Below are 12,502 nucleotides of genomic sequence, written 5' to 3' on the forward strand. Positions count from 1 at the left end.
GCGCGAGCGTGTTCGACGGCGGCAACAACAACACCGTCGTCGCCATCGACGGCAGCGCCAGCGTGTTCGACGGCGGCAACAACAACACCGTCGTCGCCATCGACGGCGGCGCGAGCGTGTTCGACGGCGGCAACAACAACACCGTCGTCGCCAACAACGGCGGCGCGAGCGTGTTCGACGGCGGCAACAACAACACCGTCGTCGCCATCGACGGCAGCGCCAGCGTGTTCGACGGCGGCAGGGGCAACACCGTCGTCGCGATCGACGGCGGCGCCAGCGTGTTCGACGGCGACGACAACACCGCCATCGCCATCTCCAACAGCAGCGCGACCGCAACAGGTGACGCCAACACCGCCACGGCGCTCTTCGACAGCGACGCCACAGCAACCGGAGAGGGCGCAACAGCCATCGCACGCTGGGCGTGCTCCGCTTCGGCGCTGGCCGACTTCAGCTTCGACCTGTGCGGTCTCTTCCAGCCGTAGCCATCCCGGGGGACCCGACGTAAGCATTCATCAGGGTCCCAGGCCGCAGACCAGGCGCATCTAGCCGGGCCGTCGGAGCCGGGCGGCGGGATCCTGACGGTAGAAGTCGACCAACAGCCCGTACAGGTCAGCCGAGTCCGTCGCCATCTCCACGGGACGGCAGAAGAACGTCTCCGTCGCCACCGCGAACAGTTCCCCGGCGTTGTGCCCCGCGTAGGACCGCAGCGCGGACGTTCCCTCCCGGGCGGCGTCGAGCTCAGCGGCCACCACCGACTCCCACCGTGCACGGTCCGCGTCGGGCACCGGTGGCGTGCCGTCGAGCACCGAGTCGATCAGGTCGATCTTGTGGGCGAACTCGTGGATGACCACGTTGCGGCCCGCCTCGGGGCGCGCCGCGTTGGCCCGGGCCTGGTTCCAGGCGACCACGACGGGACCGTGGGTCCGGGTGTGACCGGCGACCGGACGCCCGGCGGCCGAGACCACCCCCGGGGCCGGACCGGTCTGGGGGCCCGTCGACCGCATCGGCCGGGGATGCACGAGGATCGTGTCCACCAGGCGGAACGCGCCCGGGTCGATCTCGAGGATCATCAGCGCTGCCTGGGTCGCCACGACGGTGCAGACCTCGTCGCTCAACGCGAAGCCGCGCGCCGCCTCCCAGCGCTTCTCGGAGAGCAGAAGGTCCGCCCGCTCACCGAGGCGTTCGCGCTCGTCGTCCTCGAGCCATCCCCACCACCCCACCCCGGCAGCTGCGATCTCCCGCCAGTCATCAGGCAGACCCAGCCGGGGCCGGGACCAGGGCCAGCGCACTCAGGCGTTCTTCCCGAGGGTCGTCGCCGGGCTCGGCGTGGCGCCGGGCAGGTTGCGGCGCCGCTCGAACAGTTCCTCCGCCGCGGCCTGCGCGTTCGCGGCGACCTCGGCGACGTCCACCGAGACGACCTCGCCGTCCGCTACGAGGCGGCGCCCCTTGACCCAGACGTCGCTCACGTCGCGGCTCGACGCGGAGAAGACGAGGTGCGCGGGGATGTTGAAGTCGGCACCGTGGAACACCGGCACGAAGTGGATGGCACCGAGATCCACCGCGACGACATCCGCGTCCTTGCCGACCTCGAGCGAACCGGTCACGTCGTCGAGCCCGAGGGCCTTCGCCCCGGACAGGGTGGCCATGTCCAGGATGTCCCACGGATCCCCGACGGTCGGGTCCAGCGTCGAGACCTTCTGGAGCAGCGACGCGAACTTCATCTCCTCCAACATGTCGAGGTTGTTGTTCTCCTTCTCGCCGTCGGTGCCGAGCCCGACGGTCATCCCCTGCTCGCGGTAGAAGCCGATCCGCGCCGGACCCGACGACAGCTTCATGTTCGAACACGGACAGTGGCTCACCGCCGTACCGGTCTGCACCATCAGCTGGACCTCACGGTCGTCGAACCACACGCCGTGGGCGACCACGGTCTGGTCGCCGAGGATGCCCCGGTTGTAGAACTCCTCGATCGGGCGCCGACCGAACTGGCGCAGACACTCCTGCACCTCCCAGATGGACTCCGAGGAGTGCGTGTGGATGCCGGTGCCGAACTCCTCCGCGAGCGCGGCCGCCTCGCGGAACATGTCGGCCGAGCAGTACATGATGTGCTCGAGCCCCACCCAGGTGCGGACCCGACCGTCCGCGGCGCTGAGATGGGTCTCGAGAAGCCGGCGGTTGGTCTCCATCGTCTCGAAGTAATCGTAGAGGTCCGCTGTGTAGGGGGCCAGTGTCGCCCTGATGCCGATCTGTTCGGCGGCACGGGCCGAGCCCTCCATGAACCGCCACATGTCGAGAACCGACGTCGTGCCTCCCCGCAGACCCTCCGTGTAGGCCATCCACGACGCCGCCTCGGCGATCTCGGGCGTCAAGGCGCGGTGGGCGGGGTCCACGTGGTTCTCCAACCACTCCCACAGGGCCAGTGACTCGGCGGTGCCCCTCAAGAGCCCGGAGTGGAGGTGGCAGTTGTGGAAGCCGGGCAGGAGGACATGACCGGTCATGTCGATCGTGTCCGCGTGCGGAGCCGCCTCGTGACGGTCGACGTCGTCGACGGCCCCCACCGCGGTGATCGTGCCGTCGACGATCAGCACCGAACCGGGGTCGAAGACGGCCTTCGAGCCCTCCATCGGCAGCACGGTGGCGTTGCGCAGCAGCGTGGTCGTCATCGGTTCTCTCATCTCTGGTCGGTCTGCACCGTCGGCGGAAGCGACCCTAGTCAGGGTCGGTGACCCCCACGACGGGCACGAGTTGCATGGTCGGCGTGTCCACCACGCCCTTGTCGGTCATCCCGACAAGGGGGATGTTCGGCAGGCACAGGAAGTTCAGCGCATACACCGGCCGGTAGGTGACCGAGCACCCGAGTCGCTCCACCAGCGCCTTCTCCACCGCGACGAGGTCGGACGCGACCGCCGCGAGGGGACGGTCCGACAGAAGTCCCGCGATCGGCAGCGCCAACAGGGCGACCACCTCACCCCCTGAGACGACGACGTAGCCGCCGCCGACAGCGGCGACGGTGTCCGCGGCGAGGGCCATGTCGGCGGGAGAGTCGCCCACGACGACGATGTTGTGGCTGTCGTGGTTGACGGTCGACGCGAACGCGCCACCCGAGATGCCGAGCCCGCCGACGAATCCGACCGCGGTACCGGCCCCTCCCGAGTGCCTCTCGACGACGGCGATGCGGGCCACGTCGCCGTCTGGTTGGACGACACCGTCGACGACGGGCAGCGCCACGGTCCGGCGGGTCTTGGGGCCGCCGAAGTAGACGACCTCGGCGGGCACCTCCGAAGCGCCGTCGAGGGTCGCCGGGAGCCGGGTGACCAGCGTGGCCGGGTCGACCGGCCCCGGCAGACGGATCGACTCCCGGGCGGCGACGGGCTGGTCGAATGGCGGCGGCTCGGCGCACAGCTGACCGTCGCGGGCGACGACCGCACCGTGGCGCACCACCGTCGAGACCGAGAACGAGGCGAGGTCGTCGAGCACCACGAGATCAGCGAGTAGGCCCGGGCTGACCGAACCCCGGTCACGGTCGATGCGCATGAGCTCGGCCGGGTTCAGGCTCGCCATCGCGATCGCGCGCGCCGGTGCCACACCGGCCTCGATCGCCAGACGGACGCGGTGATCCAGATGCCCCTCGGCCGCGAGGATGTTCGGGTGGATGTCGTCGGTGCACAGACACAGGCGCCGGGTGTCGACACCGAGGCGCTCGATCGTCGCGAACAGCTCCGGCCACTCCTCGGCCGGAAGGCGGTCGATCCGCGGCGTGAGCAGGACCCGCAGACCGCGGCGCAACTGCTCGATCACCTCCGCGGGGCTCTCCGCCACATGGGTGTCCTCGAGACCCGCTGCCACGCAGGCATCGAGGACGGCGTCGGTGAACCCGGGCAGCTGCCCCCCGACGGTGCGGCCGAGCGCGACGGCCCCCTCGATACGAGCGAGCGTCGAGGCGTCGGCGTCGAGGATAAGCGCCGGGTTGATGTCACCGCCGAGGGCGACGGCGTCGGGGCGCGTCAACAGGTCGGTGATGACCGCGTCGTCGAGGTCGTGGCCCGACGTCTCGAGGTGCGGAGGCATCGCCGGCACGCGGCCCGGAACCCGCAGCAACAGGCTGAGGGGCAGACCGGCCGCCTCGGCGACGAACGCCTCGATCCCTGCGATGCCGCACACGTTGGCGATCTCGTGGGGGTCCTCACACAGCGTGAGCACCCCCCTCGGGACGATCGCCCTTGCCAGTTCCGTGACCGTGAGGTTCGAGCTCTCGACATGCACGTGGGGGTCGACCAGACCGGGGGCCACGAACAGGCCCGCACAGTCGATCACCTCGGTGTCGGCTGTGATCAGGTGCGAGCCCGCAGGTCCCGTCGCCGCGATCCGGTCACCGGCGACCACGACATCCCCGGCGACGAGCTCGCCGGTGACGACGTTCACGATCGTTCCCCCGGCGAGAACCAGTTCGGCGGGCTCGAGACCCTGGGCCACACGTACGAGTCGGGCTCTGTCGACCATGGCAGGCACGCTACCGCGCCCGGTGTTTCGGACTCGTGAAAACCGGCGCGTCGACGTCGACGGACCCGGCCCGCATCGGTCGGGCGCCTCAGACGTCGGGTCTGTAGTTGACCCCGAGCGACTTCGGCATCCGAGCCCGCCGGGCACCGATGACGAGGATCACCAGGGCGACGAAGAAGGGGATGGCGCTGAGAGCCTCCGTCGGCACGTCGTCGGACACGACGTTGCGCAGGTTCGTGCCGAACGCCTCGAAGAACCCGAAGGCGAACGAACCGAGCGCCGCACCCCAGGCGGACCAGCTCGCCATGATGATCACGATCAGAGCGATGAACCCGCGCCGCGCCGTGATGTTCGGCTCGAAGACGCCGACGAGCCCCACCGAAATCGCGGCGCCGCCGAGACCCGCGAAGAACCCGGAGATCAACGTCGCGATCGACCGGACCCGCACGACATCCACGCCGCGTGCCGCAGACGCGTCCGGATCCTCACCGACGCCGCGGACCTTCAGGCCGAACGTCGTGCGCTGCGCGAGCCACCACACGAACGGTACGCAGGCGATGGCGAGCCACGTGATCCAACTGTTCGTCAACAGGCCGTCGCCGAAGAACCAGATGTCGGAGATCCCGGGGATGTCGATCGTGTCCAGACGGCCGACCTGACGGCGGGCCGCGCCGACATCGTTGGTGAGACGGAAGATGTAGCCGGTCAGGCCGACCCCGAGGATCGTGATGCCGAACCCGACGACCACCTGGTTCGCGTCGAGACGAAGGCTGAGCACGACCATCACCAGAGCCAGGCCGAGTCCGGCGAGACCGCCGACGAGGAACCCGACGAGCACGCTCGTCTCCACCGCGGTGTAGAGAGCGGTGAGCGCCCCGACGATCATGTAGCCCTCGATGCCGATATTGAGGACACCGGCCCGCTGGGAGAGCGTCTCGCCGAGAGACGCGAAGACCAGGGGCGTCGCGAGCCGTAGACCACCCGAGAAGGTCGCCGTCCAGAATGCGAGCGTCATGAGGCGGTCCATCTACCCCTCCCCGCCGGCGGCCACGGGTGGATTCCCCCGGATCAGCGGCATCGTGCGGACCGCGCGCCGCAGCAGGCGGGCGATCTGGGGCGCGTAGCGCACCGAGAAGCCCAACAGGATCAGCGCCTGGATGACATCGGAGAGGGTGGCGGGGATCCCCTCGCTGGACTGCATCGACAGGCCACCGGCCTGAAGTCCGCCGAACAGCAACGCCGCGGCGGCGATGCCCGCCGGTCGGGCACCGCCGAGGAAAGCTACGACGAGCCCGAAGAAGCCGAGGTCCTCGGCGATGTCCACGTAGACCCGGTCCAACAGGCCCGCGGCCTGGATCCAGCCGACGACACCGGCGGCCGCTCCCGATATGAGCAGGGAGTTGACGATCACGCGGTTCGGCGAGACGCCGAGTGAGCCGGCAAGTCGCGGGTTCTCACCGAACAGGTCGTAGCGGAAACCGGGGACCGACCGGATCCAGAGCGCGAACACGATGCCGATCGCGAGGGCCACGATGACGCCGGCGTGGAAACGGGTCCCCTCGACGACCAGACCGAGCCGCGCGCTGTCGGGGAACGCGTCCGACTTGGGCGTGATCGCGGCGTCCTCCTTGAGCGGTCCGTTGAGCAGGTACTCGATCAGCAGGGCGGCGAACTCGGTGAACAGCAGGGTGGAGAGGATCTCGTTCACGCGCAGGTGGGCCCGCAACAGAGCCGGGATCAGCACCCAGATGGCACCGAAGAACGCACCGCCCGCGGCCACGACCGGGATCGCGACGGGCGCCGGCGCGCCCTCGAGAAGTTGTGCCGTGACGAGCGCTCCGATCGCCCCGGCGATGACCTGACCCTGAGCCCCGAGACTGATGAGTCCGGCGCGCAGGGCCACGGCCGCCCCGTAACCGACAATCGCCAGTGGCGCAGCCCGGGCGAGGGTCTCACCGATGGCGAACTTCGAGCCGAGCGAACCGTCGATGATGGCGCCGTAGGCGGCGAACGGGTTCTCCCCCGAGATGACGAGGATGATCCCGCCGATGACCAGGGCGCCGAGGATCGCACCGAGGCTCGCGGTGAGACCGACCGTGACGCGTTCGGCGACGGACTCCGCCTGTACGACCGGTACGACGTCGTCGGTGGCCGTGTCCGCGGGGTCGTTCACGGGACCGTCTCCGTCGCCGGATCCCCGAGCGGCGCGAGGCCCGACATCGCCGCACCCAGGCGAGCAGCCTCCATCTCCTCGACGGCGAACCGGTCAGTGACGGCGCCGGCGTTGAGGACGATCACCCGGTGTGCCAGCTCCCGGACCTCGTCGAGGTCCGCCGAGATGATCACGACGGCACCGCCCTGCTCCGCGACGGCGAAGCAACGGTCCCTCATCGTCTTCGCGGCCTGCGGGTCGAGCCCCTTGGTCGGGCCCGCCGCGACGAGGACGGCGGGGGCCCGCTCGAGCTCGCGAGCGGCCATGAGCTTCTGTTGATTTCCCCCTGAGAGCGAACCGGCGAGGGCGGCGGGCTCGGGAGGCCGGACGTAGAAGCGCTTCGCGAGTTCCACCGCGTGGCGGGCGATGGGACGCGGCAGGCGGATCATCAGCTTCTGGAACTGCGAATCGCGCGAGCGCCGCGCCGTCGCGTTGTCCGCGAGGGTGAAGCCGTGCGCCAACCCGGTGGCCCGGTCCTCGTGGAGATGGGACACCCCCGCCCCGATCGCGCGGCGCGCCGATCCGGTGACGTCGAGCCCGTCGACGGTGACCGTTCCGGTCGTGGGCTTCTCCTGTCCGGTCAGCACGGACGCGAGCGCCTCCTGGCCGTTGCCGGCCACACCGACCACGCCGACGATCTCGCCGCCGCACACCTCGAAGGACACGTCATCGAGACCGACCGCGTGCTCATAGGAGATGGAGAGGCCCTCCGCCCGCATCCGGACGTCGCCGAGGGTCGGTCGGGGTCGCTCGACCTCGAGGAGCCTGATGTCGCCGACCATCAACTCGGCGACCTGATGCAGATCGGCATTCCGCACGTCCTCGCCCGCGACGATCACCTCTCCCTGGCGCAGCACCGTCAGGCGATCGGCGAGCTCGACGAGCTCCGGTAGCCGGTGTGAGATGTAGATGATGGGCGTGCCCTCGTCGCGCAGGCGACGGCAGAGCCGGATGAGCGAGTCGACCTCGCGTGGACCCAGCGCCGAGCTCGGCTCGTCGAGGATCAGCAGCCTGGCACCCCACGCGACACCGATGAGGATCTCGACCTGTTGGCGCACGGCGAGCGGCAGATCGTCGATCAACTTGTCGCCGGTCGCCGACACTCCCAGCGACAGGCCGAGCTCGTCGCTCATCTTCTCGATCTCGGCCCGGGCCGAGCGGGCGTCGAAGACGAAGGCGGCGCCGGGGCGGCCGAGCTGGAGGTTCTCGGCGACGGTGAGACCCCGGACCAACGACAGCTGCTGGCGGACGTGGGCGACACCGGCTGCCGCACCCTCGGATCTGCTCGTCGGTGCGTAGGGCTCGCCGAACAGCGTCATCGTGCCGCTGTCGGGGGGCAGCGAACCGGCGACGATCTTGGCGAGGGTGGACTTCCCGGCCCCGTTCTCGCCCACGAGAGCGTGGATCTCACCATGGCGCAGCGTGAAGTCGACCTCGGTTAGCGCCCGGATCGCGCCGAACCGACGGGAGATCCCCGACGCCTGCAGCGCCACGGAACCCCCGCCGGTCGACGTGTTCACGCTTCTGGTACCGGGTTCGGCGGGACCGGACCCGACATGGACTCGTTCACCGTTGCGTGGCCGGTCAGCCGCCGGCCGGGAACGGGATCTCGAACTCGCCGTTCTGCACCGATGCGACGAAGTCGTCGAGGATCGTCTGGAGCTCCGAGAGTGGCACCGCTGTCTCGACCGTCGCGTTCGGGTTGATCTCGGTGAGCACCACCTGGTCGTTGAACACACCCGACGGGTAGAACTCGTTGCCGAACTCGCCGCTGCGGACCAGGTCGAACCACCCGAGGTAGAGCTGGTCGAGGACCATGACCGTCGCCGACAGGAACGTGTCCGGCGAGGCGTCGATCTGCGAGCCGAATCCGGTCGAGATCGGGATACCAGCGGCGGCGGCGGACTGGGCCGCACCGATGCAGATCCCGTCGCCGGAGCAGTAGATGTAGTCGGCGCCCTGGTCGATCAGGCTCTGGGCCACCTCGGCCGCGGCCTGAACGTCGACGAACGAACCGGAGAAGCCCTCCAGGAACTCGACGTCGGGCCTGACCGACAGCACGGCCTCCTCGAACGCGCGGTGCATGGTCTTCACGAAGTCGAACTCGGGACCACCGACGATCCCGATGGTGTCGCCGACGAGAGCGTTGGCGGCGACGATCCCGTTCGGGTAGGCGATGTCCTGGACGTTGTAGAGCCAGTCCACGAGGTTGTCGGCCGTGACGGCACCCTCGACCAGCACCCCACCGGACATGGCGAACTCGACATCGGGGAACTCGGCGTAGAGCTGCTGGATGGGATCCACGTACTCGATCCCGTGGCCGATGATCAGGTCGTAACCCTGGCTGGCGAAGTTGCGCAACGCCGGCAGCGAGTCGGTCGGCTCGATGATCTCCTCGAGCACCTCGTACTCGATGTTCCCGTCGGCTTCGGCCGCGGCGACCAGACCCTCGTAGCCGGACTGGCTGAAGGAGTTGTCGTTGCGCACGCCCGGCAACAACAGGGCCACCCGCAACGTGTCACCGTCGGATCCACCGTCATCTGCGGAAGCACCGTCGTCCTCCCCGGCACCGTCATCGGACACCGCGCCGTCATCGGACGCCGCGCCGTCATCGGACGCCGCGCCGTCGTCGGCGGCGGTGTCGTCGTCATCGTCTCCACAGGCGGCGGCGACCATCGCCAGCGCCAGCAGAACGGCCAACAACTTCCACAACATGGTTCGCTTCACAGGAACCTCCCTCTCGTGTCCCGGGCGCACGTTAGAGCGGCGACAACTCTCGTGAGCGGGTCCCGGGCGGTGTTCACATTCGCGTAACACTTGCGGTGCGCCGCCGCAGAGTCTGTCAGATGGCGGTCAGACTGCGCATCAGACGACTATCGACACCAGCTTCGGCTCTGTGAACGCGTCCATCCCGTCGTGACCACCCTCGCGGCCGAGCCCGGACTCCTTGAATCCCCCGAAGGGTGCGGTCGGTGAGGCCGGCATCGGGTCGTTGCACCCCACCATCCCGTACTCGAGGCCCTCGGACACCCGCATCGCCGTGCCGAGGTCCTGCGTGTAGAAGTACGCCGCGAGCCCGTAGGGGCTGTTGTTCGCCCGTTCGATCACCTCCGCCTCGTCACGGAAGGTGAGCACAGGCGCGACGGGACCGAACGTCTCCTCGCTCGCCACCAGCATCTCGTCGGTCACACCGGTCAGGACCGTCGGCGGGAAGAACCAGCCGTCGTCGAAGCCCACACCGGTCACCCGCTCGCCGCCGGCGGTCACCGTCGCGCCCTTGGCCACGGCGTCCGCGACGTGTGCGCTCACCTTGTCGTAGCCACGTTCGTCGATGAGCGGTCCGATGTCTACCCCGTCGACCTCCCCGCGCCCCACGGTCAGCGCGCCGACCGCCGACGCGAGCTTCTCGGCGAACGCGTCGGCCACGCCCTCCTGGACGAACACGCGGTTCGCACACAGACAACTCTGACCGTTGACCTGGAACTTGCTCATGAGAAGGCCGGCGACGGCGGCGTCGAGGTCAGCGTCGTCGAACACGATGAACGGGGCCTGGCCACCGAGCTCCAGTGACACCCGCGCGAGGTGGTGGGCCGAACGCTCGACGAGGAACTTGCCGACCTCGGTCGATCCCGTGAAGGTGATCTTGCGGACACGCTCGTCGTCGAGGAGTGCGTCGGTGAGCGTCTCGGGTCGCTCGGAGGTCACGAGGTTCACGACCCCCGCCGGGAGATCCGCCGCGTGGATCGCGTCGAACAGGGCCGCCGGAGACAGCGGCGTCTGCTCGGCCGGCTTGACGACCATCGTGCATCCGGCAGCCAGAGCAGGAGCGAGCTTGCGGGCGATCATCGCGAGCGGGAAGTTCCACGGCGTGATCGCCACCGCCACACCCAGCGGGCGACGGTGGACCATCAGACGCTTGCCCGGAACGTGCGTCGGGACGATCTCCCCGTATGACCGGCGGGCCTCCTCCGCGAACCAGTCCAGCCACTGGGTGGCGTAGCGCACCTCGAAGAGCGCCTGACCGCGCGGCTTCCCCTGTTCGGCGACGATCAGATCGGCGATGCGGTCGATGTCGTCGAGGAGCGCAGCCGTGATGCGGCGCAACGCGCCGGCACGTTCGACAGCGGGCAACGCGGCCCAGCCCCCGAACGCGTCGTGGGCGGCGGCCACCGCCCGGGTGGCGAGACCCGGATCAGCGTCTGCCGCCGTCCCGACGATCGTCCCGTCGGCTGGGTTCGTCACCGCGAAGGTGCGATCGGCCTCCACCCATTCACCGCCGACGTAACAGCGCGCTTCGGCCACGTTTGCCTCCCAGATCGTGTGTGGACGCAGCGACCTTACCGAGACACACCCAACGCGGCGCGGGCCTCGGCCGCGACGGTCTTCTCATCGATGGTCGTGCAGTGACCACCACGGACGACGACGGCACCGTCGACGACGACGAGCTCCGCCCGATCCGACAATCCGGTGAGGACGAGACCCGCAACGGGGTCGTGGACGCCGACGCGGTCGACCGAGTGCATGTCCCAGGCCGAGATGTCGGCGGCCTGGCCCGGTGCGAGACGACCGAGGGCCTCGCGGTTGAGGCACTCGGCCGATCCGCGCGTCGCGATACGCAGCAGCTCCGCAACCCTGGGCCAACGCCAGGACTCTTCGATCCCCATGCGGTGCGCCAGTGCGGCCAGGCGCAGATCGCCGAGCTGGTTGCAGCCGTCGTTGGAGGCCGATCCGGTCGTCCCGAAGCCGACCTTGCACCCGGCGTCGAGATACTCACGTAGCGGCGCGAGGCCCCAACCCATCCGCAGGTCGGGCGCGATGAGATGGACGATGCCGACCCCGGCCGCGGCGAACTCGGGGATCTCCTCGTGGGGAGGATCGACCATGTGAGCCAGCCAGACCCGTTCGTGGTGCCACCCGTTGTCGAGGAGGATCCGCCACGGTGTCGTGTCGTAGCGGTCCCGACAGAACTCGGTGTCGACGTGCTCGTAGAGGTGGGTGTGCAGCCCGACGCCGGGGTTGACCGCGGCGAGCTTCGCGAGCTCCCGGAACAGCTCCGGCTTGTCGACGTGGACACCGCAGGGAGCGAGGTCGATGCGGATACGGGCGAGCGGATCGGAGTCGTGATACCCGTCGATCAACTCGACGCTGTGGCGCAGGACCTCGTCCATCGTCTGGCAGGCGTCGTCGGGCGCCGCTCCGCCGTCGCGACGACCGAGCGTCATCGTCCCTCTCCCGGCGTGGAGGCGGATTCCCACCTCGCGAGCTGCCTCGATCATCGCCTCGATGTAGGGAAGAGTCACCCCTCCGGGGAAGACGTAGTGCTGGTCGGCAACCGTCGTCACGCCGCCGAGCAGGGACTCGACCATGCCCGCGCGCGCCAGGGCCGCCACCGTCTCGGGGGTGTAGCGCCCGTTGCGCCACCAGCTCAGGGTGCGCTCGTGCAGTCCCCGCAGCCACGGGATGATCTCGGCACGTTCGAACTCGCGCATCGAGCGCATCCCCACCTGGTACAGGTGCTGGTGGGCGTTCACGAGTCCCGGGGTCACGATGAGGCCGGTCGCGTCGACCACCTCCGCTCCGGGCGGCGCGGCGATGTCACGCCCGATGGCGGCGACGGTGCGGCCCTCGACGAGAAGGTCCACGTCCCGGAGTTCCCCGTAGTGGTCGTCGAAGGTGACCAAGTGGCTGATGTTGCGCAAGAGCAGCACGACACAAGTGTGGCAGCGGCCCGGCGTGACCACCAGCGCCGAGTTGCGGGCGCGCGTCGGCCGACACCCGGAGGCCGGATGGCGT

Annotated in this window: 10 protein-coding genes; 1 reads left to right on the forward strand and 9 read right to left on the reverse strand. The window is 69.4% G+C overall.

Going from position 1 to position 12,502, the window contains the following annotated elements; all coding sequences use genetic code 11:
• The coding region (locus tag RIE08_01535; protein MEQ8716268.1) for a hypothetical protein at positions 1 to 482 on the forward strand (482 nt) is incomplete at its 5' end.
• 60 nt (positions 483 to 542) lie between these two features.
• On the opposite strand, the gene RIE08_01540 is transcribed toward RIE08_01535, so the two are convergent.
• The 9 genes from RIE08_01540 to RIE08_01580 form a co-directional block, all read right to left on the reverse strand.
• A complete protein-coding gene (locus RIE08_01540; GenBank protein MEQ8716269.1) occupies positions 543 to 1,289 on the reverse strand; it encodes a M90 family metallopeptidase in 747 nt (248 codons plus the stop codon).
• The gene (locus RIE08_01545) at positions 1,290 to 2,660 is read right to left on the reverse strand and encodes an amidohydrolase (GenBank protein ID MEQ8716270.1); all 1,371 of its coding nucleotides are present in this window, start codon (positions 2,658 to 2,660) and stop codon (positions 1,290 to 1,292) included. It lies immediately after the preceding gene.
• A 46-nt stretch (positions 2,661 to 2,706) separates the two neighbouring features.
• Positions 2,707 to 4,497: an adenine deaminase C-terminal domain-containing protein gene (locus RIE08_01550; GenBank protein MEQ8716271.1), complete on the reverse strand. Its 1,791-nt coding sequence runs from the start codon at positions 4,495 to 4,497 to the stop codon at positions 2,707 to 2,709.
• 88 nt (positions 4,498 to 4,585) lie between these two features.
• The gene (locus tag RIE08_01555; GenBank protein MEQ8716272.1) at positions 4,586 to 5,524 is read right to left on the reverse strand and encodes an ABC transporter permease; all 939 of its coding nucleotides are present in this window, start codon (positions 5,522 to 5,524) and stop codon (positions 4,586 to 4,588) included.
• A complete protein-coding gene (locus tag RIE08_01560) occupies positions 5,525 to 6,670 on the reverse strand; it encodes an ABC transporter permease (protein MEQ8716273.1) in 1,146 nt (381 codons plus the stop codon).
• Entirely contained in the window at positions 6,667 to 8,229 is a 1,563-nt protein-coding gene (locus RIE08_01565) for an ATP-binding cassette domain-containing protein (protein ID MEQ8716274.1), read from the reverse strand. Before RIE08_01565 ends, RIE08_01560 begins: the two co-directional genes overlap by 4 nt.
• A gap of 64 nt (positions 8,230 to 8,293) precedes the next feature.
• Complete coding sequence (locus RIE08_01570; GenBank protein ID MEQ8716275.1) at positions 8,294 to 9,436, reverse strand: BMP family protein; 1,143 nt, start codon at positions 9,434 to 9,436, stop codon at positions 8,294 to 8,296.
• A gap of 138 nt (positions 9,437 to 9,574) precedes the next feature.
• On the reverse strand, positions 9,575 to 11,011 hold the full coding sequence (locus RIE08_01575) for an NAD-dependent succinate-semialdehyde dehydrogenase (protein MEQ8716276.1): 1,437 nt from the start codon (positions 11,009 to 11,011) through the stop codon (positions 9,575 to 9,577).
• Positions 11,012 to 11,046: 35 nt separating this feature from the next.
• The gene (locus RIE08_01580) at positions 11,047 to 12,417 is read right to left on the reverse strand and encodes an amidohydrolase family protein (GenBank protein MEQ8716277.1); all 1,371 of its coding nucleotides are present in this window, start codon (positions 12,415 to 12,417) and stop codon (positions 11,047 to 11,049) included.
• Positions 12,418 to 12,502: the final 85 nt, after the last annotated feature.

This window comes from Acidimicrobiales bacterium, from assembly GCA_040219085.1.
Taxonomy (GTDB): Bacteria; Actinomycetota; Acidimicrobiia; order Acidimicrobiales; family JAVJTC01; genus JAVJTC01.